The 23,936-nt window shown below is 72.2% G+C and carries 24 protein-coding genes, 1 tRNA gene and 1 pseudogene; 12 read left to right on the top strand and 14 right to left on the bottom strand.

Features of this window, described 5'->3' with window-relative positions:
* The first annotated feature begins 59 nt into the window (after positions 1–59).
* From ACF08N_RS06355 to ACF08N_RS06340, 4 genes are all read left to right on the top strand, one after another.
* Positions 60–1,295 (top strand): amidohydrolase family protein, encoded by a 1,236-nt coding sequence (locus ACF08N_RS06355; protein WP_392323458.1) that lies wholly within the window; start codon positions 60–62, stop codon positions 1,293–1,295.
* 34 nt (positions 1,296–1,329) lie between these two features.
* Complete coding sequence (locus ACF08N_RS06350) at positions 1,330–1,986, top strand: SDR family oxidoreductase (RefSeq protein WP_392323457.1); 657 nt, start codon at positions 1,330–1,332, stop codon at positions 1,984–1,986.
* Positions 1,987–2,048: 62 nt separating this feature from the next.
* Positions 2,049–2,558: a GyrI-like domain-containing protein gene (locus ACF08N_RS06345; RefSeq protein WP_392323456.1), complete on the top strand. Its 510-nt coding sequence runs from the start codon at positions 2,049–2,051 to the stop codon at positions 2,556–2,558.
* Between the two features lie 46 nt (positions 2,559–2,604).
* Complete coding sequence (locus ACF08N_RS06340) at positions 2,605–3,927, top strand: DUF4419 domain-containing protein (RefSeq protein ID WP_392323455.1); 1,323 nt, start codon at positions 2,605–2,607, stop codon at positions 3,925–3,927.
* 139 nt (positions 3,928–4,066) lie between these two features.
* On the opposite strand, the gene ACF08N_RS06335 is transcribed toward ACF08N_RS06340, so the two are convergent.
* Positions 4,067–4,148: transfer RNA gene (locus tag ACF08N_RS06335), tRNA-Tyr, on the bottom strand.
* A 224-nt stretch (positions 4,149–4,372) separates the two neighbouring features.
* Between ACF08N_RS06335 and ACF08N_RS06330 the strand changes: the two genes are divergently transcribed.
* The 3 genes from ACF08N_RS06330 (at position 4,373) to ACF08N_RS06320 (ending at position 6,242) form a co-directional block, all read left to right on the top strand.
* Positions 4,373–4,861 (top strand): YajQ family cyclic di-GMP-binding protein, encoded by a 489-nt coding sequence (locus ACF08N_RS06330; protein WP_392323454.1) that lies wholly within the window; start codon positions 4,373–4,375, stop codon positions 4,859–4,861.
* Positions 4,862–5,073: 212 nt separating this feature from the next.
* The gene (locus ACF08N_RS06325; protein ID WP_392323453.1) at positions 5,074–5,580 is read left to right on the top strand and encodes a methylated-DNA--[protein]-cysteine S-methyltransferase; all 507 of its coding nucleotides are present in this window, start codon (positions 5,074–5,076) and stop codon (positions 5,578–5,580) included.
* Positions 5,577–6,242 carry an alpha-ketoglutarate-dependent dioxygenase AlkB family protein gene (locus tag ACF08N_RS06320; RefSeq protein ID WP_392323452.1) on the top strand — a complete coding sequence of 222 codons (666 nt, stop codon included), beginning with the start codon at positions 5,577–5,579 and terminating at the stop codon, positions 6,240–6,242. Before ACF08N_RS06325 ends, ACF08N_RS06320 begins: the two co-directional genes overlap by 4 nt.
* Positions 6,243–6,281: 39 nt before the next feature.
* On the opposite strand, the gene ACF08N_RS06315 is transcribed toward ACF08N_RS06320, so the two are convergent.
* Complete coding sequence (locus tag ACF08N_RS06315) at positions 6,282–6,551, bottom strand: GlsB/YeaQ/YmgE family stress response membrane protein (RefSeq protein ID WP_392323451.1); 270 nt, start codon at positions 6,549–6,551, stop codon at positions 6,282–6,284.
* Positions 6,552–6,637: 86 nt separating this feature from the next.
* Between ACF08N_RS06315 and ACF08N_RS06310 the strand changes: the two genes are divergently transcribed.
* Positions 6,638–7,882, top strand: a complete 1,245-nt coding sequence (locus ACF08N_RS06310; protein WP_392323450.1) for an APC family permease — start codon at positions 6,638–6,640, stop codon at positions 7,880–7,882.
* 105 nt (positions 7,883–7,987) lie between these two features.
* Here ACF08N_RS06310 and ACF08N_RS06305 read toward each other — a convergent pair whose 3' ends face one another.
* From ACF08N_RS06305 to ACF08N_RS06250, 12 genes are all read right to left on the bottom strand, one after another.
* Positions 7,988–8,380, bottom strand: a complete 393-nt coding sequence (locus tag ACF08N_RS06305) for a YccF domain-containing protein (RefSeq protein ID WP_392323449.1) — start codon at positions 8,378–8,380, stop codon at positions 7,988–7,990.
* A complete protein-coding gene (gene htpX, locus ACF08N_RS06300) occupies positions 8,377–9,240 on the bottom strand; it encodes a zinc metalloprotease HtpX (protein ID WP_392323448.1) in 864 nt (287 codons plus the stop codon). The genes ACF08N_RS06305 and htpX overlap by 4 nt, the downstream gene beginning before the upstream one ends.
* 149 nt (positions 9,241–9,389) lie before the next feature.
* Positions 9,390–10,916 (bottom strand): NADH-quinone oxidoreductase subunit N, encoded by a 1,527-nt coding sequence (locus tag ACF08N_RS06295; protein ID WP_392323447.1) that lies wholly within the window; start codon positions 10,914–10,916, stop codon positions 9,390–9,392.
* Positions 10,913–12,490 carry a NuoM family protein gene (locus ACF08N_RS06290; protein ID WP_392323898.1) on the bottom strand — a complete coding sequence of 526 codons (1,578 nt, stop codon included), beginning with the start codon at positions 12,488–12,490 and terminating at the stop codon, positions 10,913–10,915. The genes ACF08N_RS06295 and ACF08N_RS06290 overlap by 4 nt, the downstream gene beginning before the upstream one ends.
* Before the next feature lie 27 nt (positions 12,491–12,517).
* Positions 12,518–14,518 carry an NADH-quinone oxidoreductase subunit L gene (locus tag ACF08N_RS06285; RefSeq protein ID WP_392323446.1) on the bottom strand — a complete coding sequence of 667 codons (2,001 nt, stop codon included), beginning with the start codon at positions 14,516–14,518 and terminating at the stop codon, positions 12,518–12,520.
* On the bottom strand, positions 14,515–14,901 hold the full coding sequence (gene nuoK / locus ACF08N_RS06280; RefSeq protein WP_392323445.1) for an NADH-quinone oxidoreductase subunit NuoK: 387 nt from the start codon (positions 14,899–14,901) through the stop codon (positions 14,515–14,517). The genes ACF08N_RS06285 and nuoK overlap by 4 nt, the downstream gene beginning before the upstream one ends.
* Complete coding sequence (locus ACF08N_RS06275; RefSeq protein ID WP_392323444.1) at positions 14,901–15,536, bottom strand: NADH-quinone oxidoreductase subunit J; 636 nt, start codon at positions 15,534–15,536, stop codon at positions 14,901–14,903. Before ACF08N_RS06275 ends, nuoK begins: the two co-directional genes overlap by 1 nt.
* Positions 15,533–16,195 (bottom strand): NuoI/complex I 23 kDa subunit family protein, encoded by a 663-nt coding sequence (locus ACF08N_RS06270; protein ID WP_392323443.1) that lies wholly within the window; start codon positions 16,193–16,195, stop codon positions 15,533–15,535. Before ACF08N_RS06270 ends, ACF08N_RS06275 begins: the two co-directional genes overlap by 4 nt.
* Positions 16,195–17,163: an NADH-quinone oxidoreductase subunit H gene (locus ACF08N_RS06265; protein WP_392323442.1), complete on the bottom strand. Its 969-nt coding sequence runs from the start codon at positions 17,161–17,163 to the stop codon at positions 16,195–16,197. The genes ACF08N_RS06270 and ACF08N_RS06265 overlap by 1 nt, the downstream gene beginning before the upstream one ends.
* Positions 17,160–18,506 (bottom strand): NADH-quinone oxidoreductase subunit C, encoded by a 1,347-nt coding sequence (locus tag ACF08N_RS06260; protein ID WP_392323441.1) that lies wholly within the window; start codon positions 18,504–18,506, stop codon positions 17,160–17,162. The genes ACF08N_RS06265 and ACF08N_RS06260 overlap by 4 nt, the downstream gene beginning before the upstream one ends.
* Positions 18,503–19,120, bottom strand: a complete 618-nt coding sequence (locus ACF08N_RS06255) for an NADH-quinone oxidoreductase subunit B (RefSeq protein WP_392323440.1) — start codon at positions 19,118–19,120, stop codon at positions 18,503–18,505. Before ACF08N_RS06255 ends, ACF08N_RS06260 begins: the two co-directional genes overlap by 4 nt.
* Positions 19,111–19,509 (bottom strand): NADH-quinone oxidoreductase subunit A, encoded by a 399-nt coding sequence (locus ACF08N_RS06250; RefSeq protein ID WP_392323439.1) that lies wholly within the window; start codon positions 19,507–19,509, stop codon positions 19,111–19,113. Before ACF08N_RS06250 ends, ACF08N_RS06255 begins: the two co-directional genes overlap by 10 nt.
* A 205-nt stretch (positions 19,510–19,714) precedes the next feature.
* Between ACF08N_RS06250 and ACF08N_RS06245 the strand changes: the two genes are divergently transcribed.
* The 4 genes and pseudogenes from ACF08N_RS06245 to ACF08N_RS06230 form a co-directional block, all read left to right on the top strand.
* Positions 19,715–20,905, top strand: a complete 1,191-nt coding sequence (locus tag ACF08N_RS06245) for a sensor histidine kinase (RefSeq protein ID WP_392323438.1) — start codon at positions 19,715–19,717, stop codon at positions 20,903–20,905.
* Positions 20,906–21,202: 297 nt separating this feature from the next.
* Positions 21,203–22,525, top strand: coding sequence for a sensor histidine kinase (locus ACF08N_RS06240; protein ID WP_392323897.1), 1,323 nt, complete (start codon positions 21,203–21,205; stop codon positions 22,523–22,525).
* Between the two features lie 290 nt (positions 22,526–22,815).
* Positions 22,816–23,475, top strand: coding sequence for a response regulator (locus tag ACF08N_RS06235; protein ID WP_392323896.1), 660 nt, complete (start codon positions 22,816–22,818; stop codon positions 23,473–23,475).
* A gap of 252 nt (positions 23,476–23,727) precedes the next feature.
* Positions 23,728–23,936: pseudogene (locus ACF08N_RS06230) on the top strand (2-oxoglutarate ferredoxin oxidoreductase subunit alpha); the annotation flags it as partial.

Raw genomic sequence — 23,936 nt, 5'->3', positions numbered from 1 at the left:
TGACAGCCGGTTTCCGCCGGTCCCCAAGCCCCGAGCCCGACCGCCCCCACAGGAGCGCGATGCCCGACAGCCAGCCGCAGCCCCCCGACGGCGCGACCGCCGACTCCACAGCGCTGCTGCTCTGCGGCGCCCGGCTCACGGACGGCCGCACCGTCGACGTACGGCTCGGCGGCGGCCGCATCGAGGCGGTCGGCACGGCCGGCAGCCTGCCCCCGCACGCCGCACGGCTCGACCTGACGGGCTTCCTGCTGCTGCCCGCCCCCGCCGAGCCGCACACCCACGGCGACACGGCGCTCAGCGCGGAGACCCCCGGCCCCGTCTCGTACGACACCGGGGACATCCAGCGGCGCGCCACCGAGGCGGCGCTGCTGCAGCTGGGGCACGGGGCGACCGCGCTGCGCTCCCACGTGCGCATCGGGGACGTGCAGGGGCTCGGCGCGCTGGAGGCGGTGCTCCAGGCCCGGCTTGCGCTGCGCGGCCTCGCCGATCTGACCGCCGTCGCCGTGCCGCGGCTGCTGACGGGTGTCGCGGGCGCCGAGGGGCTGGCGCTCCTGCGGGACGCGATGAAGATGGGCGCGGGTGTGGTCGGCGGCTGCCCGGACGCCGATCCCGACCCCACCGGGTACGCGGAGACGGTCCTGGACATCGCCGCCGAGCACGGCTGCCCGGTCGATCTGCACACCCACGGTGACGACCCGGCCCGCCTCGCCCGGCTGGCCGCCATGGCCGGCGGGCTGCGTCCGGGGGTGACGATCGGACCCTGCGCCGGACTCGCCCGGCTGCCGCGCGACATCGCCGGCCGCGCCGCCGACCAGCTGGCGGCCGCCGGCGTCACCGTGGTCTCGCTGCCCCAGGGCGGCTGCGCGGGCGTCGAACAGCGGGGCAACGCGCCTGTGCGGCTGCTGCGGGCCGCCGGTGTGACGGTCGCCGCGGGCAGTGGCGCCCTGCGCGACGTCGTCGCCAACCCGGTGGGCCGGGGAGACCCGCTGGAGGCCGCCTACCTGCTGGCCTCGCAGGCGGGGATGGCGCCATCGGACGCGTACGACCGCGTGGCCGGCACCGCGCGCAGGGTGATGGGCCTGCCGGAGGTGCGGGTCGAGGCGGGCTTCCCCGCGGAGCTGCTCGCCGTGCGCGGCGACCGGATCTCGGGCGTGCTGTCCCTGGCCTACAGCCGTATCGTCATCCACCGCGGGCGCGTGGTGGCCCGCACCAGCGCGGTACGCGAGTACTGCGACTCCGCGGCGGCCGTCGCGCTCGAACTGCCGCGCCAGGGGCGGCCGGACGGCTGTCCCTGAGCGCAGGCCGCGTTTCGGACGTACGGTCGTAGGCATGCGCATTGTCATCGCTGGTGGACACGGTCAGATCGCGCGCAGGCTGGAGCGGCTGCTCTCGGCGGGCGGGCACGAGGTCGCGGGCATCATCCGCAAGCGGGAACAGGGCGACGACCTGCGGGAAGCGGGAGCCGAACCGGTGCTGATGGATCTGGAGTCGGCTTCCGTCGAGGAGGTCGCGGCGGTGCTGCAGGGCGCGGACGCGGCCGTCTTCGCGGCCGGCGCGGGCCCCGGCAGCGGTGCCGAGCGCAAGGGCACCGTGGACCGCGGCGCGGCCATGCTCTTCGCCGACGCGGCGGAACGGGCGCACGTACGGCGGCACATCGTCGTCTCGACGATGGGCGCGGACGCACGGCACGAGGGCGACGAGGTGTTCGACGTGTACCTGCGGGCGAAGGGCGAGGCGGACGACTACGTACGCGGCAAGTCCGGCCTCGACTGGACGATCCTGCGGCCCGGCACGCTCACGAACGACGCCGGCAAGGGCCTGGTGCGGCTGGAGGCGTCGACCGGGCGCGGTTCGATCCCGCGCGACGACGTGGCGGCGGTGCTCGCCGAGATGACGGAGACACCGGCGACGGCGGGGCTGACGCTGGAACTCGTCTCCGGCTCGGTGCCGGTGACGGTGGCCGTCAAGGACATCGCAGGCAACTGACGCGCCTCCGGTTCCCGCCAATCCGCCGATGAACTCCCTTCGCCCACGAGGTCCTTGAGGTCATGAGCCGGCAGAAACCCGAGATCAGCCCCGCGATCGTCGAACGCGGCGAGCAGCTCTACGCCTACATCCGCGGTTCCGTACGGATGGACGACTTCGCCGTCATCGCCGACCGCCTGCCCGAACTGATCGGCTGGCTGGACGCCCGCGGGGCCGACTTCGCGGGCGCGCCGTTCTTCCGCTTCAACACGGTTGCCATGGACGCGGAGTCGGTGGTCGAGGCGGGCATCCCGGTCGCGTCGATGCCGGAACCGGAGGGCGACATCGGCATGGCCCTGCTGCCCGCGGGCCGCTACGCGACGGTCCACCACCACGGCCACCCCGCCCAGTTGCCCGACGTGGTGACGGCCCTGCGCGCGTGGGCGGCGCGGGAGGGCCTGTCCTGGGACATGACCGAGGTCGACGGCGTGGAGCACTGGGCGTGCCGCGTGGAGTCGTACCTGACCGATCCGCGGGTGGAGCCGGACCCGTCGAATTGGGAGATCGAACTGGCCTTCCGCCTCGCGGACTGAGGCCTTCTCCTAGGATCAGGGCCGATCATGATCCGGGGGGATGCGGATGGCTTTCGAGATGGACCTGCCGCTCGAAGAGGACGCCGACGCCGCTCGGCTCGCCTCCGAGCTCACCGAGCTCGGGAACGAGCGCTTCCTGCGGGCGGTGCTCCGTGACCAGGCACGCTTCCACCATCGCAGCACCGGCCGTCTCCTCGGCTGGTCCAGCGCCGCGCCGGAGATCACCGAGCCGGCCTCCAGCCTCCTGCTGCGTGCCGTCCACCTGTCCTTCACGGCCCACATGCCCCTGAGCCTCTCGCCCGACCTGTTCTGGTACGCCGTCGTGCACGAGGTGGCCGTCCACGTCCGCCTGAACGCCGACACCTACGCAGGGCTGTTCACCGACACCCCGGGCCACCGGCAGACCATCACCGTCCGCGACGACTTCGCCCCACTGGACTGGGAACGTTCCATCAACCTGGTCCAACGTCCCCTGCGCGCCCGCATCGGCGACGACGTGGCCGACCTTTTCCAGCCCGCCTTCTCGACCACCACGTCCGCCGACGCCACGGCCGCGCTGGTGGCGCTGATGGACGCGGTCAGTCCGTACTACCGCTTCCGGTGGGAGTCGCTCTGCGGCATCCCCCGCATCCGGCTGGAGGGCACCGACCGGGACTGGCGGCTGCTGGCGGCCCGGGTGCGGGAGCTCGCGGAATGGTTCGACGGCCTGCGGCCGTGGTTCACCGCCCTGCACCCGGTGCTGGACGCGATCGGCGCGACGGCGTCGGGGTGGGGTGTCGACCCCGAATTCTGGCGCTCGCTCTACAAGTGGGAGTCGGCCTCCGGCGGCGACCGCGTCACCGGCTGGATCACCGCGTTCTTCGCGCACCGGTACACCGACGACGGGCCATGCCCCCGGAAGTCGTTCGGCCCGGGCACGACCGAGGAGGCGGACTTCCCGTCCCACGTCTCCCGAGTCCCGTTCCGCTGGGAGACCCCGGCCGGCACGGTCGAGATGGCCTTCCTCGGCGGCGTGCTCGGAATCGAGCGCGACGGCGAATGGATCCGGCCCCGGCTCGGCCACGCCGTGGTCGAGCTGCTCCCCGCCGCCGAGCACCGCGACGAGGGCCTGCCGCAGCCCTGGGCCCTGCCGGACGTCCAGCGCCTCACGGGCTGCCCGCAGGCCCGACTGCTGACCGCCCTCGGCACCGTCACCCTGCACGGCGAGCCCCTCAAGACGGCATGCGCGATCGCCCTGGACGAGGGCATCTGCGCGGTCCAGGCGGATGACGGCGACTGGCACCTGGGCGACCTGGTCTCCGACGCCGGGGACATCCAGTGCTGGGGCAGCTACGGCCCTGACCTGGGCGAGGCGCTGCGGGCGCTGTAGGGCGGGAGAACGGGGCCGCGTGAGAGGGCGCGGCCCTGCCGACGGCTCCGACGGCTCCGACGGCTCCGACGGCTCCGACGGCTCCGACGACGATGGCCCCTGATTCGCGTTTCCGCAGATCAGGGGCCATCTCTTCGCGTGGCGGCGCCAGGATTCGAACCTGGGTAGGCTAAGCCGACGGATTTACAGTCCGCTCCCATTGGCCACTCGGGCACACCGCCATGGGATGTCGCCGGGAGGCTCCGCTGTGGGCGGTGCTCCGTGGCAACGACGTAAACGATACCTGATGTGCAGGGGTGCTTCGCCACCGGATTGATCAGGGCTCGGCAGGTGCCGATGGTCCAGGGTGTCCGGCCCTGATCGGCCGGACACCCCATAGGCTTGGCGGAGCGGTCCGGGCCGTTCCGGACACGCTCCACGCACTCGATACAAGGAGCCACAGGACATGGCCGACTCCAGTTTCGACATCGTCTCGAAGGTCGAGCGGCAGGAGGTCGACAACGCCCTCAACCAGGCCGCCAAGGAGATCTCGCAGCGCTACGACTTCAAGAACGTCGGCGCCTCGATCGCCTGGTCCGGCGAGAAGATCCTGATGCAGGCGAACTCCGAGGACCGCGTCGCCGCGATCCTGGACGTCTTCCAGACGAAGCTGGTCAAGCGGGGTATCTCGCTGAAGGCGCTGGACGCGGGCGAGCCGCAGCTCTCCGGTAAGGAGTACAAGATCTTCGCGTCGATCCAGGAGGGCATCTCCCAGGAGAACGCCAAGAAGGTCGCGAAGATCATCCGCGACGAGGGTCCGAAGGGCGTCAAGGCGCAGGTCCAGGGCGACGAGCTGCGCGTCAGCTCCAAGAGCCGGGACGACCTGCAGGCCGTGCAGGCGCTGCTCAAGGGGCAGGACTTCGACTTCGCGCTGCAGTTCGTGAACTACCGGTGAGGTAGCACGCCCGTACAGGGCGACGGGGGCGGAGCGGCTCGGAGCCGTTCCGCCCCCGCCCTGTGGGTGGGGGTTCCGAGGGGCCACGTCCGATTTCCGCCAGCGCCGGGCAGCCTCAGGGACGCAGACTCGTAGACGAGCGGGCGCGGATGCCCCGAGGGGCGTCCGCGACGGCACCCCGCACCGACATCCCGCAAGGAGGAACGCGAGTCATGACCACCCTGTACGACGTCGTCGACAGCCCGTTGGGCGAACTGCTGCTGGTCGGTGAGGTCTCGGCCACGGCGAAGGGCGGCACCGCGCTCGCGTCGCTCTCGCTGCCCGGGCAGAAGGGCGGAGCTGTCGTCCAGGACGGCTGGCGCCGCGACCCGGCGGCCTTCGAGGAGATCGGCCGCCAGCTGTCCGCGTACTTCGCGGGCCGGCTGACCCGCTTCGAGATCGAGTACACCGACAGCGGGACCGCGTTCCAGCGGCGGGTCTGGCGTGCGCTGGAAAACGTCCCGTATGGGCGGACAACGACCTACAAGGAGATCGCCGAGCAGGTCGGCACCTCGGCGGTCGGTGTGCGCGCCGTGGGGACTGCGATCGGGCGCAATCCGCTGCTCGTCGTGCGGCCGTGCCATCGCGTGATCGGCACGGACGGCGCCCTGCGGGGGTACGCCGGCGGCCTGGAGTCCAAGGAGCGGCTCCTCGGGCTGGAGGGCGCGCTCGCGCCGTGAACGACACGCTCTTCCCGAGGCAGCGGGCCGTCGTCGCGCCCGGCGCGGTCCATGTGCCCGGCTGGCTGCCGCCGGCCCGGCAGCGGGAACTCGTCGAGGCGTGCCGGTCCTGGGCCCGCGGCCCGGTGCCGCTGCGGCACACCGTGCTCCCCGGCGGAGGCGTGATGTCGGTGCGGACGGTGTGCGTGGGCTGGCACTGGCAGCCGTACCACTACTCCCGCACGGCGGACGACGTGAACGGCGAACGGGTCGCCGACTTCCCGCAGTGGCTGGTCGACCTGGGCCGTGAAGCGCTGGCCGAGGCGTACGGGAGCGACCGGACGTACGGCGACGCCGCGGCGTACACCCCGGACACCGCGTTGATCAACTTCTACGACGGCGCGGCGCGGATGGGCATGCACCAGGACAAGGAGGAGCGCTCCGGAGCTCCGGTGGTGTCGCTGAGCATCGGCGACACCTGCCTCTTCCGCTTCGGGAACACCGAGAACCGGGGGCGGCCCTACACGGATGTGCGGTTGCTGTCCGGGGACCTGTTCGTCTTCGGCGGCCCGTCCCGTTTCGCGTACCACGGCGTGCCACGGGTGTACGCGGGCACCGCGGATCCGGCGGCCGGGATGACCGCCGGGCGGCTCAACATCACCCTGCGGGAGACGGGTCTGTAACCGCACGGCGCGCACCCGCCCGCCAGGGACGCGGGGTGGTCAGCGGGAGCGGGAGTGGCCGAACAGGAGCCGGTAGACGATCAGCAGCACGAGCGATCCGCCGATGGCCGCGACCCAGGTCGGGCCGTCGTAGAACTCGTTGGCTATCGGCCGGTCCAGATAGCGGGCCGACAGCCACCCGCCGGTGAACGCGCCCGCGACGCCGATCAACGTGGTGCCGATCAGCCCGCCGGGGTCGCGGCCGGGCAGCAGGATCTTGGCTATGGCCCCGGCGAGCAGCCCGAGGACGATCCAACTGATGACGCTCATGCCGTGAACCTGCCTTTCGAACGGTGTCGTGTCCGAGGACGATCGCGAGGTGGGGCGCGGTTGCGCGGATCAGTAGGGTGCGACGCATGACACGGGAGTTGAGGCGCTCGCTCGGACTGTTCGACGCGGTGGTGATCGGTCTGGGATCGATGATCGGCGCGGGCATCTTCGCCGCCCTGGCCCCCGCCGCGCGCGCGGCCGGCACGGGCCTGCTGATCGGTCTGGCGCTGGCTGCCGTGGTCGCCTACTGCAACGCCATGTCGTCGGCGCGGCTCGCCGCGCTGTACCCGGCGTCGGGTGGGACCTATGTGTACGGGCGCGAACGGCTGGGTGATTTCTGGGGCTACTTGGCGGGGTGGGCGTTCGTCGTCGGCAAGACCGCCTCGTGCGCCGCGATGGCGCTGACCGTCGGGGTGTACGCGTGGCCCGATCAGGCGCATGCCGTGGCCGTCGCCGCGGTGGTGGCGCTGACTGCCGTGAACTACGCGGGCGTTCAGAAGTCGGCGCTGCTCACCAGGGTGATCGTGGCGGTGGTGCTGGCTGTGCTCGTCGCGGTGGTCGTCTCCTCTCTCGGGTCCCGTACGGCGGATGCGGGGCAGCTGGAACTGGGCGGCGACGTCTCGGCCGGCGGAGTGGTGCAGGCCGCCGGCCTGTTGTTCTTCGCGTTCGCCGGGTACGCCCGGATCGCGACGCTCGGCGAGGAGGTGCGCAATCCGGCCCGTACGATCCCTCGGGCCGTGCCGCTGGCCCTCGGTATCGCGCTCGTCGTCTACGTGTGTGTGGCTGTCGCCGTCCTTTCCGTCCTGGGCGCCGGTGAACTGGGCAGGGCGACGGCTCCGCTGGCCGACGCCGTGGAGGCTGCGGGGGCCGGCGGGCTCGGGCCCGTCGTGCGGGTGGGCGCCGTCGTGGCGGCGCTCGGGTCGTTGCTCGCTCTGATTCTCGGCGTCTCGCGCACGACGCTGGCGATGGCCCGGGACGGCCATCTGCCGGGAGCACTGGCCGCCGTGCATCCGCGGTTCCAGGTGCCGCACCGCGCGGAGCTGGCCGTGGGGGCCGTCGTCGCGGTGGTGGCGGCGACGGCGGACCTGCGCGGGGCGATCGGCTTCTCGTCGTTCGGAGTGCTGGTGTACTACGCCCTTGCCAACGTCTCGGCATGGACGCTGAGTTCCCGGCCGGCGCAGATCACCGCTGCCTGCGGTCTGATGGGGTGCGTGGTCCTGGCGCTGTCCCTGCCCGCGGTGTCGGCCATCGCGGGACTGGGCGTCCTGGCCGTCGGAGCCGTGCTGTACGCGCTGCGCCGGCCCGGGCGGAACGGGTCTGCCGACCGCTGACCCCGTACGCCGTCGGCGACCACGATCCAGTGCGGTGGGAACGGCCGCACGCGACTGTCCGGGAGTTGACCTGCGGCTCGGTCGGGACGGCTGCCGCTGGCGGCCTCAGCGGCTCGCGAACGGGCGGTCCGTCGGGACGATTTCCCGGCCGAGCGGCATCAGCGACACGGGGATCAGCTTGAAGTTCGCGACACCGAACGGGATGCCGATGATCGTCAGGCACAGCGCGATGCCCGTGACGATGTGGCCGAGCGCGAGCCACCATCCGGCCAGGATCACCCACAGGACATTGCCGATGAGCGACGGCGCCCCCGAGTCGCGGCGGTCGACGGTCGTGTAGCCGAAGGGCCAGAGGGCGTAGACGCCGATACGGAACGACGCGAGGCCGAACGGGATGCCGATGACCGTGATGCACAGAAGGACGCCCGCGAGCAGATAGCCGAGGAAGAGCCAGAGGCCGCTCAGGATCAGCCATATGACGTTCAGGATTGTCTTCACGGGCGATGACCTGCCATCTGCTCGAGCCTGGCGATTCGTTCCGCCATGGGCGGGTGGGTGGAGAACATCTTGGAGAAACCGCGGCCCGGACCGAAGGGGTTGGCGATCATCATGTGGCTCGCCGTCTCCAGCCGGGGCTCCGGCGGCAGCGGCAGCTGCTTGGTGCCTGCGTCCAGCTTGCGCAGGGCGCTCGCCAGCGCCAGCGGGTCGCCGGTGAGCTGGGCGCCCGACGCGTCCGCCTCGTACTCCCGCGAGCGGCTGACCGCGAGCTGGATCACCGCGGCCGCCAGCGGCCCCAGGAGCATGATCAGCAGCATGCCGACGATGCCGGGACCGTCGTCGTCGTCCGAGCGGCCGACGGGGATGAGCCATGCGAAGTTGACCAGGAACATCACGACCGAGGCCAGGGCTCCGGCGACGGACGAGATGAGGATGTCGCGGTTGTAGACGTGGCTGAGCTCGTGGCCGATGACGCCGCGCAGCTCGCGCTCGTCGAGGATCCGCATGATCCCTTCGGTGCAGCACACCGCCGCGTTGCGCGGGTTGCGGCCGGTGGCGAAGGCGTTGGGCGCCTGGGTCGGGGAGATGTAGAGGCGGGGCATGGGCTGGCGGGCGGCGGTGGAGAGCTCGCGGACCATCCGGTACAGCGCGGGTGCCTCGAACTCGCTGACCGGGCGGGCGCGCATGGCGCGCAGCGCCAGCTTGTCGCTGTTCCAGTAGGCGTAGGCGTTCGTACCGAGGGCGACGACGAGCGCGACGAGCAGCCCCGTCCGGCCGAAGAAGCTGCCGATGACGAGGATGAGTGCGGACAGTCCCCCGAGGAGTACGGCGGTCTTCAGCCCGTTGTGCCGGCGGTGCACGGTACGCCCTCCAAGCGGTGCGGCAGGGGAACCCTTTGCGTGGTGGTGCTCCACTCTCCAGTGGACCCTTCTGTACTGGTCAACGCCAGGCGAAGGACGCTGGTTCCCCTGTGCTCAGGCCCCCGGGCGTGGGCCGTTCGGGTGGCCCGTCAGAACAGCGTGGTCGCGGCGAAGCGCAGCACCAGCTGGGGGTAGCCGGACAGGACGGCACCGGCGGCCGCGGTGAGCGCGATGGCCACGGTGACGGGCGCGGGCGTGCGCCGGCGCACCGGCGCGGCCTCGGCGCCGCTCACGGCTCCTTCGGGAGCGCGGAAGAGGAGCGCCGTCCACTGGAGGTAGTAGTAGAGCGCGATCACGACATTGACGCCCATGACGACGGCCAGCCAGCCCAGACCCGCGTCGACGGCCGACGAGAAGACGGTCACCTTGGCGAACAGGCCGATGATGCCGGGCGGCAGTCCGGCGAGGCAGAGCAGGAAGAAGCCCATGGCGAGGGCGGCCGCCGGGCGGGTCGCGTACAGGCCCCGGTAGTCCGCGATCCGGTTCCGCGGGTGGTTCCGTGCGACGAGCGCCGCGACCGCGAAGGCCCCCAGGTTCACGACGGCGTACATCAGGGCGTAGGCGACGGTGGCGCCGATCTGGTCGTCGCTGGAGTACGCGGCGGCCGCGATCGGCACCAGGAGGTAGCCGGCCTGTCCGACGGAGGACCAGGCCAGCAGCCGTACCGCGCTCCACGCGCGCGTGGCCGACTGGCGCAGGGCCGCCACGTTGCCGGCGGTCATGGTCAGGGCGGCGAGGACGGCGAGCGCGGGGCCCCAGATGTCGGCGTATGCGGGGAAGGCGATGACCGTCACCAGGATGAGACCGGTGAATCCGACGGCCTTGCCGACGACCGAGAGGTAGCCGGCGACCGGGAGCGGCGCGCCCACATAGGTGTCGGGGACCCAGAAGTGGAAGGGAACGGCGGCGGTCTTGAACGCGAAGCCGACGAGCGTCAAGGCGACGCCCGCCTTGGCGAGCGTGTCCAGCTGGCCGGGAACGCTCTCCAGGCCCTCGGCGACCTGGGTCAGGTGCAGCGTGCCGGTCGCGGCGTAGACGAAGCTCACGCCGAGCAGCGTGACCGCCGTCGCGGTCACGGAGGACAGGAAGAACTTCAGGGCGGCTTCGCTGGAGAGCCGGTCCCCGCGCCTGAGGCCCACGAGGGCGAAGGCGGGCAGCGACGCGACTTCGAGCGCGACGACCAGGGTGGCCAGGTCACGGGAGGCGGGCAGCAGCGCCGCGCCCGCGGCCGAGGAGAGCAGCAGGAACCAGAACTCTCCGGCGGGCAGTTCCCTGCGGGTGTCCGTGAGCGAGAGCACCGCCGTCAGCAGCGCGCCGCCGAGGACCAGGAACTGGATGGCCAGCGTGAAGTGGTCGGCGGTGTAGCTGCACGCGTCCGTGCCGTTGGTCAGGCAGAACGTCGAGCGGGTGCCGTCGCGCAGCGGTACGAGGGTCGCCATCGCGGCGACCAGGCCGGCGATGGCGAGGGCGCCGAGCAGCGGCTTGCGCCGCTCCTCGACGAAGAGGTCCGCGACCAGGACGATCAGGCCGACGACGGCCGCGATGGTCGGCGGCGCGATCGCGAGCCAGTCGACGGACTGGACCAGGCTGGTGACGCTGTCGGCTGCCACGGTCACGACTTGCCTCCTGCGAGGAGCTTCTGCACTGCCGGGTCGGTGAGGCCGAGGAGGACCGCGGGCCACAGTCCGGCGACGACGGTGAGGGCCACGAGCGGCGTCCAGGCGGCGAACTCGTAGCCGCGGACGTCGGTGAGCGGGGCGAACCGCGGCCCGTCCTCACCGCTCACGCCGCCCTGTTCCGGCGCTCCCATGCACACGCGGCGCACGACGACCAGCAGGTACGCCGCGGTCAGCAGGGTGCCGAAGGCGGCGATCGCCATGAAGGTGAGGAACGCGGGGCGGCTGAGCCCGTCGGCAGGGTCGAAGGCGCCGAACAGAGCGAGCATCTCTCCCCAGAACCCGGCCAGGCCCGGCAGTCCGAGGGAGGCGACGGCCGCGAAGGCGAGCAGACCGCCGAGGCGGGGAGCACGCCCGTACAGCGCGGCGCCGGTGGCTCCGGCGAGGGTGTCGAGATCCGCGGTGCCGTATCGGTCCTTCACCGCGCCGGCCAGGAAGAACAGCAGGCCGGTGATGAGGCCGTGGGCGATGTTGGCGAAGAGCGCGCCGTTGATGCCGGTGGGCGTCATGGTCGCGATGCCGAGGAGGACGAAGCCCATGTGGCCCACGGACGAGTAGGCGATCAGCCGTTTCAGGTCGCCGCCCGCTCCGCGGCGTGCCAGGGCCAGACAGGCGAGCGATCCGTAGATGATCCCGGCGACGGCGAACGCCGCGAGGTAGGGGGCGAACGTCTGCATGCCGTCGGGCGCGATCGGCAGGACGATACGGACGAATCCGTACGTACCCATCTTGAGCAGGACGCCGGCGAGCAGCACCGAGCCGATGGTGGGGGCGGCGGTGTGGGCGTCGGGCAGCCAGCTGTGCAGGGGCCACATCGGCGTCTTGACCGCGAGCCCGATCCCGATCGCCAGAACGGCGATGACCTGCACGGATGTGCTGAGGTCCCGGCCGTTGTCAGTGGCGAGTGCCACCATGTCGAATGTGCCGGCCTTCAGCCCGATCAGCAGGAGGCCGAGCAGCATGACGACCGAGCCGAGCAATGTGTAGAGGATGAACTTCCAGGCGGCGGGCTGCCGTCCCTCACCGCCCCAGCGGGCGATGAGGAAGTACATCGGGATGAGCACCATCTCGAAGGCCAGGAAGAACAGCACGAGGTCGAGGACGGCGAAGGTCGCGAGCATGCCGGATTCGAGGACGAGCAGCAGAGCGACGAATGCCTTCGGCGACGGCCCGGCAGGCATCTTGAAGTAGCCATGGAGCGCGCAGAGGAAGGTCAGCAACGCCGTCAGTACGAGAAGGGGGAGCGAAATGCCGTCGACACCGAGGTGGATCCGCACGTCGAGTGCCGGGATCCAGCTGATGTCCGTCGTGGCCTGCATGGCCGACGGACGGTCGTGGTCGAAGCCGAGCGCCAGGACCACTGCCGCGACCAGGACGGCGCCGGTGACGGTCACGCCGTGCCGCAGGACGGCCTGGTCCGGGCCGGATCCGCGCAGTCCGGGCGGGGCGGGCAGCAGCGCCGCGGCGGCGCCCAGGAGCGGGCCGACGGCGATGAACGCGAGAAGGAACTGCATCACGGACTCGCTGATATCGATCACGGCTCACGATCCCGCGTTGACGTTGGACAGGACGACGGCGGCGACGGCCAGGACGACGGAGCCCGCGAGCAGCGCGCCGAGGTAGGTCTGCACGTTGCCGGTCTGCGCGCGGCGCACGGCGGTGCCGAGCAGGCGTGCTCCGGTGCCCGATCCGCGGACGTAGGTGTCGACGACCTCGCGGTCCAGGAAGCGGACGAGCTGCGCGGCGCCGCGCACCGGGCGGACGAACAGGGCTGAGTAGACGGCGTCGACGTGGAATCCCGAGGCGGCGTGCCGGTGCAGCGGGCCGAGCAGCAGCCGGGCGGGGTCGGACGGGTCGGGGGCGGCCGCGATCGATCCGTAGGCGGGGGTATGGGCCGCGATCGCCTCGGCCTCGGAGACGGCCGGTTCGGCGCCGGGGTGTGCGGCCACGGCACCGAGGGGCGGACGTGCTGCGGCCGCCGTGGTGTGCCGCCACGCCCCGTAGGTGACCAGTCCGCCGACCAGGGCGACGCCGGTGCCGAGGACGGCGGTGGTGACGGTGGGAGTGAGGGCGCGGCCGTCGAACCAGCCGGGCAGCTGGTCGACGGTCAGGCCGAAGGCGAGTGACGGCACGGCGAGGACCCACAGCACGGTGGTCATGGCGACCGGCTCCCTGCCGTGGTCGGGTGCCTCGGCACCGCGGCCGCGGAAGGCGAGCAGCCACAGCCGCATCGCGTACGCGGCGGTGAGGACCGCGGTCAGCAGCGCGGCGACCAGTACGGTCCAACCGGCGCCGGTGGGGGCGACGGCGGATTCGCCGAGCGCGGTGTGCTCGGCGGCGACCAGGACGGCTTCCTTGGAGAAGAAGCCGGCGAAGGGAGGGATCGCGGCGAGCGCGAGCAGCGCGACGGTCATCGTCCAGTAGGCGTCGGGCACGCGCTTGGACAAGCCGCTCATCCGGGACATGGCGGCGAGCGAGTTGGTGCCGGCGGCGTGGATGATCACGCCGGCGGCGAGGAAGAGCAGCGCCTTGAACGCACCGTGGGACAGGAGGTGGAAGACGGCGGCACCCCGGTCACCGACGGCCAGCGCGCCCGACATGTAGCCGAGCTGGCCGATGGTCGAGTAGGCGAGGACACGCTTGATGTCGTCCTGGGCGAGCGCGGCGAGCCCCGAGCCGACCATCGTGATCGCCGCCATGGCGGCGAGGACGGTCATGGCCGCGGCGGACGCGGCGAAGACGGGAAGGAGCCGGGCCACGAAGTAGACACCGGCCGCGACCATCGTCGCGGCGTGGATGAGCGCGGAGACGGGTGTGGGGCCCGCCATCGCGTCGGGAAGCCAGGTGTGCAGCGGGAACTGCGCCGACTTGCCGGCCACGCCCGCGAGGAGCAGGAGCGCCACCAGCGTGGGGTGGTCGATGGTGCCGGCGGCGACGGCGCCGAGGACGCCGCTGATCCGGAAGGTGCCCGCGTCGGCGGCGAGCGCGAACAGACCGATCAGAAAGGGGACATCACCGAGCTTGGTGACCAGGAACGCCTTGAGGGAGGCGGCGCGCGCCTCGGGCGTCTCCCAGTAGTGGCCGACGAGGAAGTACGAGCAGATGCCCATGATCTCCCAGCCCACCAGCAGCACCATCAGGTCGCCGGAGTAGACGACGAGCAGCATCGCGGACGTGAACAGGGAGACGAGCGCCGCGTACGAGGGGTAGCGCGCGTCGTTGCGGAGGTAGGCCGTCGAGTAGATCTGCACGCAGGACGCGACGATTCCGACGAGGACGGCGACGAGTGCCGCGAAGCCGTCGATGTGCAGGGCCAGCTCGATGGGGACCGAGCCGGTGGGCGTGAGCTCGGTCGACGCGGTGATGGTCCGCCCGCCGTCCTGGCGGGCGGCGACGACGGCGGCGAGAGCCGTGGCCGCGAGCGTGGGCAGCACGGCCAGGGGGCGGGCGAAACCGGGGGCGTTGCGGCCGAGGAGGAGTCCGGCCGCGGCACCGAGGAACGGAAGAAGGGGGACGAGAACGGCGAGGGTCGTCGTGGTCACGCGGTGGCCTCGGCCTTCTCCTCGCGGGCTGCGGGTGTGTCGCTGTCGTCGGGTCCGTCGCCGTCACCGGGGCCGGTCGGCTCGGCCGTGTCCCGGAGGCGGTCGACGTCGGAGCTGCCGCGGTTGCGGTAGACCATCAGCACGATCGCCAGACCGATCCCGATCTCCGCGGCGGCGATGGCGATGGTGAACAGGGTGAGCGCCTGGCCGGCGTGAAGGGCGTCGCGCAGCCACACGTCGAAGGCGACCAGGTTGAGGTTGACCGCGTTGAGCATCAGCTCGACGGACATCAGGACGAGGATCGCGTTGCGGCGTGCGAGGACGCCGTACAGCCCGACGCAGAACAGGAGGACGGCGAGCACGGCGGGATAGGCGAGATGCATCAGCTCTTCCCCTCTCGGGCCGTACGGTCGGCCCCGCCACCGAGGTCCGTCAGGCCGGCCCGGTCCGTCGGCGCCGGACCGGTCGTCGCGGGCGGCTCCGAGTCCCTGCGGGACAGGACGATCGCGCCGACGAGGGCGGCGAGCAGGAGGACGGAGAGCGCCTCGAACGGCAGCACCCAGTGTCGGAAGAGGATCTCGCCGGACACCCTGGTGGACCCCTGGAGGGGTCCGTCGAGGTCGATCCAGGTGGTGCGGAACGCGTCCACGACGACCCACACCAGGGCCGCCGCGGCGGCGAGGGCCACCGGGAGAGCAACCCAGCGGTTGCCGGAATCGGCGTCCGGGGAGCGGCCGATGGGGGCCTTGGTGAGCATCAGCCCGAAGAGAAGGAGGACGACCACGGACCCGACGTAGATCAGGACCTGCACCCACGCGATGAACTCGGCGGTGAGCAGGAGGTACTCGACGGCGAGGCCGCCGAGCGTCACGACCAGCCACAGGGCGGCATGCACCAGCTGCCGGGTCGTGACGGTGACGAGGGCCGCGCCGAGCGTGGCGAGGCCGACGAGCAGGAAGGCGATCTCGACACCGGTCGGCGACAGGAAGCCCTGGGGTGCGGCTGCGGCGAGCGTCATGCGGGCCCTCCCTGTCCCGGCTCGTCGCCGGGCTCGGCTCCGGCACTGGTTCCGGGCCCCGCTCCGGGCCCCGCTCCCGGCTCGGTGTCGGCCGGCGCCTGGTGCTCGGCCTGGGCCTGGGCCGCTGCGGCCTCCTCGGCGGCCGCGAGCTTCTCGGCGGCCTTGCGGGCAGCCGCGATCTCCTTCGGCTCCTCCGCGCCCGGGTCGAGCGCGGGCGGCTCGGGAACGGTCCACATCCACTCACGGAGCTTGTCGCGCTCGTGGGTGAGTTCGTGGATGTCGGTCTCGGCGTACTCGAACTCGGGCGACCAGAACAGCGCGTCGAAAGGACACACCTCGATGCAGATACCGCAGTACATGCAGAGCGAGAAGTCGATGGCGAACCGGTCGAGGACGTTCCGGCTGCGCTCACGGCCACCGGGGGCGGCCGCCGGGACGGTCTCCTTGTGGGAGTCGATGTAGATGCACCAGTCCGGGCACTCGCGCGCGCAGAGCATGCAGACCGTGCAGTTCTCCTCGAACAGGCCGATCACTCCGCGGCTGCGCGGCGGGAGTTCGGGCAGGACGTCCGGGTACTGCGCGGTGACGTGCTTCTTCGTCATCGTCCGCAGGGTGACGGCAAGGCCCTTGGCGAGGCCGCTGCCGGGGATCGGGGGCATTACTGGATCACCACCTTGACGATGCCGGTGAGGGCGATCTGGGCGAGGGCGAGGGGGACGAGGGTCGTCCAGGCGAGCTTCTGCAGCTGGTCCTCGCGCAGCCGCGGATAGGTCACGCGCAGCCAGATGACGAGGAAGGCGAGGAGCGCCGTCTTGAGGAGGGTCCACAGCCAGCCGAGCCCGTCGGCACCGAACGGACCGTGCCAGCCGCCGAGGAAGAGGACGGTGGTCAGCCCGCACAGGACGACGATGCCCGCGTACTCGGCGAGCAGGAACAACGCGAAACGGAGGCCCGTGTACTCGGTGTACGCGCCGAAGATGATCTCGGAGTCAGCGACCGGCATGTCGAAGGGAGGACGCTGCAGTTCGGCGAGACCGGCGACGAAGAAGACGACGGCGCCCACGATCTGCCAGGGCAGCCACCACCACTCGAAGGCGTTCAGGATGCCAGGCAGCGAGACCGTGCCGGCGGCCATGGCGACGGACGCGGCGGTGAGCAGCATCGGCAGTTCGTACGCGAGCAGCTGAGCGGCGGTGCGCAACCCGCCGAGAAGGGAGAACTTGTTGGCCGATGCCCAGCCCGCCATGAGCGAACCGAGCACGCCGACGCCCATGACAGCGAGCACGAAGAAGATGCCTGCGTCGACGACCTGGCCGACCGCGCTCTCGCTCGGGCCGATCGGGATCGCGACCAGGACGAGGAGGTAGGGCAGGAGGGCGACGGCGGGCGCGAGTTGGAAGATGCGGCGATCGGCCTCGGCCGGGACCACGTCCTCCTTCTGCGCGAACTTCACGCCGTCGGCGACGAGCTGGGCCCAGCCGTGGAAGCCACCGGCGTACATCGGGCCGAGGCGTCCCTGCATATGGGCCATGACCTTGTGCTCGGTCTGCCCGATGATCAGCGGGAGGACCATGAACACGGCGAAGACGACGATGAGCCGGAGGGCGACGTCGAGAGCGTCGTTCACGCGGGGTCGCCTCCAGCAGGTCGGTTCGGCTCGTCGGACTCGGGTGCGGGCTCGCGCTCGGGCTCGGGCCTAGCTGCGGGCTCGCGCTCAGGCCCGGTGGCGGTGTCGGGCCCGGGGGCGGGCTCAGGCCCGGCGGCGGGCTCGGGCTCAGGTGCGGGCTCGGCTTCAGGCTCGGTTGGGGTCGCGGCGGCGGGGGCTTCCCCGGGCGGTTGCGCGGGTGGCTGCGCATCTTCGGGCGCCGCGGTGGGCGCCTCGCCCGGCGGCTCGGCCCCCTCCGGCGCCGCGGAGGGCGCGCTCGCCGGGGGTTGCTCGTCGTCGAAAGCGGGGCGGGCGTGGTGCCAGGGGGCGTCGGAGCTGCGGGTGCGCGGGGCGGCCGGGGTCTCCGTCGCTTCCGTAGCCGCCGCGGCTGCCTGGGACGCCGAGCCCTCGGCAGCGCTACGCGTACGCCGAGCCGGACGCGCCTCATCCGCCTCCGGAGCCGACGCCGCCGCCTGCGACGCCGAACCCTCGGCAGCGCTACGGGAACGCCGAGCCGGACGCGCCTCATCCGCCTCCGGAACCGACGCCGCCGCCTGCGACGCTGAACCCTCGGCAGCGCTACGCGTACGCCGAGCCGGACGCGCCTCATCCGCCTCCGGAGCCGACGCCGCCGCCTGCGACGCCGAACCCTCGCTCGCCGTGCGCGTGCGGCGGGGCGGGCGGTCGGGCGTCGCGCCGGGGGCTGCGGCCGCGCGCGGGGTGCGGGCGGGGCGGGCAGGGGCGGGCGGGAGCTGGCCCTTCAGCGGGCCCCACTCGTTCGGGTCGGGGACGCCCGGCGGCAGCATCTGGCGTCGCTTGGGGCCGCCGTGCTCGGACTCACCCGGCTCCTTGGCGCCCGGCCACGCCTTGGCCACCCGGGCGGCCAGGACGAAGTCCTTGCGCAGCGGGTGGCCTTCGAAGCCCTCGGGAAGGAGCAGCGGATCGAGATGCGGATGCCCGGTGAACTCGACGCCGAACATCTCGTGCGTCTCGCGCTCGTGCCAGCTCGCGCCCGCGTAGACGTCGACGGCGGTCGGGAGCGAGGGGGCGCTGTGCGGGACGGTGGTGCGGACGAGCAGCCGGCGGACCGCGCGGCCCTCCAGCGAGACGACGTGCGCGCACACGCGGAAGCCGATGCCCGGTTCGTCGACCGCGCTCAACCAGTCGAAGTACGTGCAGCCGAGCTTGTCGCGGGCGGTTTCCAGCGCCGCGATCCAGGTCCCGGAGGGGACGTCGACAGTGAGGAGGTCGTAGCTGCGCTCGGCGGTGGCCTCTTCGCCGAAGATCTCGGTGACGGAGTCGGGGAGGGTGTCGTACCGGTTCACCGCTCGCCCCCCGTTCCGGCGGCCGGGGCCTCGCCCGCGGGGGCGGGCGGGCTGACCAGGCCGCTCCGCAGCGCCGCGGTGGACGGGCGGGCTCCCCCGCCATGCCCGTAGCGCTCGCCGAGCGACTCGCGCGCGATCTTCTCCTGCAGTTTGAGGATGCCCTGGAGCAGCGCTTCCGGACGCGGCGGGCAGCCGGGCACGTAGACGTCGACGGGCAGGATCTGGTCGACGCCCTTGGTGACGGAGTACGAGTCCCAGTAGGGGCCGCCGCAGTTGGAGCAGGCGCCGAAGGAGATGACGTACTTGGGCTCGGGCATCTGCTCGTACAGGCGCTTCACGGCGGGGGCCATCTTGTCCGTCACCGTGCCGGAGACGATCATCAGGTCGGCCTGGCGCGGGCCCGGCGCGAAGGGGATCACGCCGAGGCGGATGAAGTCGTGCCGGGCCATGGAGGCCGCGATGAACTCGATGGCGCAGCAGGCGAGCCCGAAGTTGAAGACCCACAGGCTGTAGCGGCGGCCCCAGTTGAGGACGACCTTCATCGGCTCAGGGGCCAGGCGCGACAGTGCGCCGAGCCTCCGGGGCTCGGGAAGGTCCACGGGAGTCACGCCCATGTCAGGACGCCCTTCTTGTACGCGTAGAGCAGTCCCACGGCCAGGAAGCCGAGGAAGATGAACATTTCGACGAGCGTCGTCGCGCCGTATCCCCCGGCGGCGAAGACGGTCGCCCACGGGAAGAGGAAGATCGAGTCGACGGCGAAGATCACGTACAGGAAGGCGTAGACGTAGTACCGGACCTGCGTGTGGGCCCAGCCCTCGCCGACGGGGTCGACACCGCACTCGTAGGTGAGCATTTTCTCCGGTGTCGGCACCACCGGCCGCAGCAGCCGCCCGGCGCCGAAGGCCACGGCGACGAACAGCACGCCGATCAGCCCGAGCAGTCCGACGACCGAGTAGCTCTGGAAGTAGTCCGCCGCGGTGACGACCACGGTCGTTTCCGGCACGTCCGCCCTCGCTCCCTGACCTTGTTGACCTCGTCGGCGCCCTGTTCGACGTCGTACGACGTCGTCGGTCCTCTACGCACCGGAGTCTAGGCCCTGCTAAAGGGAGCGTAAGCAGTCGCGTCAGGGATGAGGTGGGGTTGTCCCCACCTCATCCCACCCAGGAACCCCATGGCGCCCCGCGTCCCCGCCCGGCAGGCTGGCCCTCATGACCGCGAGCAACACCGCCAACACCGCCCCGGACAACGGAGGACCGCCGCCCGTGCGCTTCGCCTTCGACCGCCGCACCTGGAAAGAGGTCGCGCACCTGCTGGGCAATTTCCCGGTGTCGCTGCTCGCCTTCGTCTACGTCGCGGTCGCCGTGGTCGTCGGCGTGGGCCTGTCCGTCACCGTGGTCGGGCTGCCCCTGCTGGCCCTCGGGCTCGCGGGCGCGCGCGAGATCGGGAAGGCGGAGCGGGCGAGGGCCCGCGCGCTGCTCGGCGTGGAGGTCGACGAGCCCAGCCCGCTCGGCCCGCCCCGGGGCGGCGGCCTGCTCCCCTGGGTCTGGTCGCGGCTGAAGGACCCGGTGGCCTGGCGGACGGTGCTGTACTCCTTCGTCCGGCTGCCCTGGGGTGTGCTGACCTTCGTCGTCACGCTGGTGGGGCTGATCGTGCTGTGGCCGGTGCTACCGTTCCTGGCGCGTGCCATGGCGGGCGCGGACCGCGCGATGGTGCGCGGCCTGCTGTCGCCGTCGGACGAACTGGAGCGGCGCATCGCGGAGCTGGAGTCCGACCGGGGCGTCGTGGTGGACACGGCCGCCGCCGATCTGCGCCGTATCGAACGGGATCTGCACGACGGCGCCCAGGCGCGGCTCGTCGCGCTCGCCATGGGGCTCGGCCTCGCCAAGGAGAAGCTCCTGGAGGATCCCGACGCCGCGGCGGCGATGGTCGACGAGGCGCACGGCGAGGTGAAGCTCGCCCTCCAGGAACTGCGCGACCTGGCCCGCGGCATCCACCCCGCCGTGCTGACCGACCGCGGCCTGGACGCCGCGCTGTCGGCTGTCGCGTCCCGCTGCACGGCCCCGGTGACGGTGACGGTGGATCTGGCGGAACGGCCGGCGGAGGCGATCGAGGGGATCGCGTACTTCACGGTCTCGGAGCTCCTGCAGAACGTCAGCAAGCACGCGCAGGCGACCCGCGTCTCGGTGGACGTGTGGCGGGCGGACGAGCGGCTGCTCATCCAGGTCGTGGACGACGGCAGGGGCGGGGCCCGGCTGGACGGCGGCACCGGGATGGCCGGGCTGGCGGAACGGCTGGACGCGGTGGACGGCCTGTTCGCGCTGGACTCGCCGGCGGGCGGCCCGACCACGGTCACGGCCGAGCTGCCCTGGCGCGCGCGGGCTGGCCGCGGCGGCCGCTGAGCACCGCGGAGCCGCAGACCGCCGGCCTCTGTCGGCCGCCGGGCGTCGTTACTCCATCGGCCCCGGCGCTCCGCAGCCCGTCGGTGCTCCCTCGGCTCTCGGCGCTCTGCGGGGCCCCGCGGTGCGCCCCACGGCTCCCAGCGGCAAGCGGGGCTCGTGCTCGTACGGGCCGCCGACCCGCCTCGTCATGGTGGGGAAAACCCCCCGCGCGAACGGCTACCGCCCTCATGGTGTGCGGTGCTCCCCGCCAGCAGGCTTGGGGACATGACAGCCCGCATCGCAGAACGGACGACGTCGATGGCCATGGACCACGGATACGGCGCGGCGCCCCGGGCCCGCGCGCACTTTCTGCCTCCCGTACTGCGCGCGCCGCTGGAGGGCAGGACGTGGCGGGAGTTCGGGTGGATTCTGCTCAGCCTGCCCATCAGCGTCTTCCTCTTCGCCTTCGCCGTCTCCCTGACCGCCGCCGGCGCGGGACTGCTCGTCACCTTCATCAGTGTGCCGCTGCTCGCGGGTTCGTTCGCCGCGCTGCGCGGGTTCGGCGCGGTGGAGCGCGTCCGCGCCAGGGCCCTGCTGGACGTGGACGTCGCCGCGCCTGAGCCCGTACGCGTCAGGAAGAGCGGCGCCGCCGGCTGGATCGGGGGCATCCTCAAGAGCGGGGCCTCCTGGCGGCACCTGCTGTACGCGGTCCTGCACTTCCCATGGGCCGTCTTCTGCTTCTGCCTCACGGTGCCGCTGTGGACGACGGGCTGGGCGCTGCTGCTCTACCCGCTGTGGCAGTGGGTCTTCCCGGTGTACGCGGGTGTCGACGGACTGCAGCTCTACGGCGACGGAACGCACAACGTCTACCTCGACTCCCCCTTCGAGATCGCCGTCACGTGCGTCGCCGGCCTGCTGCTCACCCTGGCCACGCCCTGGGTCGTGCGCGGGCTGACCGGCGTCGACCGGCTGATGGTCGCCGGGCTGCTCGGCCCGTCCCGGCTGGCCAGCCGCGTCGTCGAACTGGAGTCGGACCGGGGCGTGGTGGTCGACACGGCCGCCGCCGATCTGCGCCGTATCGAACGCGATCTCCACGACGGCGCCCAGGCCAGGCTCGTCGCGCTCGCCATGGACCTCGGGCTCGCCAAGGAGAAGCTGACCGAGGACCCGCAGGCGGCGGCCCGCATGGTCGACGAGGCGCACGGCGAGGTGAAGGTGGCGCTCCAGGAGCTGCGCGACCTGGCCCGCGGCATCCACCCCGCCGTGCTGACCGACCGCGGCCTGGACGCCGCGCTGTCGGCGGTCGCCTCGCGCTGCGCGGTACCGGTGGCGGTCGAGGTGGACCTGGACCGCCGGCCGGCGTCCGCGATCGAGGGGATCGCGTACTTCACGGTCTCGGAACTGCTGCAGAACATCAGCAAGCACGCGCGGGCGACCCGGGCCTCGGTCGACGTCTGGCGCTCCCAGGACCGGCTGATGCTCCAGGTCACGGACGACGGCAGGGGCGGCGCGGACCCGGCGGCGGGCAGCGGTCTGGCCGGGCTCGCGGAGCGGCTGGGCGCGGTGGACGGCATCCTCGCCGTCGACTCGCCGGCCGGCGGCCCGACGACGGTGACCGCGGAGCTCCCCTGGCGCGGCTGACCCTCGCCCCCGACGGAATCCGACCGGTCCCGCCCCGCCCCGCGCCTCACCCCCGGCGGCCCTCCAACCAGGGGGACCGCCCCCGCCTCAACCTCCCCGCCCCCCGCTGCGTCCCCCCGGGCGGCGGCCGGGACGGGGGGCGCCGCGTGCCTGGGCACGGCGGCCGCGCATCACGCGGCGGCACGGCAATACCAGCGGCTGGACCCGATCTCGGGACGAAGCTGGAATGCTGGGCAGCGCAGGCGCTGAGGATCACCGAACGAGGGGGACGCAAGGCCGTGGAGGACAGGGTGCGGGTGGTCATCGCCGAGGATTCGGTACTGCTCCGGGAGGGTCTGACCCGGTTGCTGACCGACCGCGGGCACGACGTCGTGGCGGGCGTCGGCGACGCGCAGGCGCTGATCAAGACCGTTGCCGAGCTGGCCGGTCAGGACGCGCTCCCGGACGTGGTGGTCGCCGACGTCCGGATGCCGCCCACCCATACGGACGAGGGCGTACGGGCCGCGGTGCAGCTGCGCCGCGAGCACCCCGAAGTCGGGGTGCTGGTCCTGTCCCAGTACGTGGAGGAGCAGTACGCGACCGAGCTGCTCGCGGGCAGCAGCCGCGGGGTGGGCTATCTGCTGAAGGACCGGGTAGCCGAGGTACGTGAGTTCGTGGACGCCGTGGTGCGCGTGGCCCGTGGAGGCACCGCGCTGGACCCGGAGGTCGTGGCGCAGCTGCTCGGCCGGAGCCGCAAGCAGGACGTCCTCGCCGGGCTCACCCCCCGGGAGCGCGAGGTTCTGGGCCTGATGGCCGAGGGCCGGACGAACTCGGCGATCGCCAAGCAGCTCGTCGTGAGCGACGGCGCGGTGGAGAAGCACGTGAGCAACATCTTCCTCAAACTCGGCCTCTCCCCCAGCGAGGGGGACCACCGGCGTGTGCTGGCCGTGCTGACGTACCTGAATTCGTGAACCTTCGCCCGCCGCCTCGGGCGGCATGGGCGACACCCCGGGAACCAGGACCGGGGAATGACGAGGGGACGAGGGACGGAAGGGGATCCTGGGGCGGGTGAAGCATGACAAAGCAGGGCGACACGACGTCTCATGGGGACGTCCGACATATGAGCGGTCCAGGGAAGGCCACCCTTACCGTCGTAGGGTTGCCATTGGGACGGTCGGCAGACCGGCCGACCCGAGGAGCCGCCTCGAGGGAGGTCCAGTTCAGTGACCAGCCAGGTCAGTAGCCAGGCCGATCAGGCAGACGAGGCCAACGGTGGCCATGAGGCCGTCGTCGGCGAGCAGCGCAGGCCCGCAGGTGACAAGGAAATCCGCCGACTGGACCGGGTGATCATCCGTTTCGCGGGTGACTCCGGTGACGGCATGCAGCTGACGGGTGACAGGTTCACCTCGGAGACGGCGTCGTTCGGCAACGA

Source organism: Streptomyces sp. NPDC015127 (assembly GCF_043080095.1).
Lineage (GTDB): Bacteria > Actinomycetota > Actinomycetes > Streptomycetales > Streptomycetaceae > Streptomyces.
Note: the sequence above shows the minus strand (reverse complement) of the source record. Positions and strands in the feature narration are given on the sequence as shown.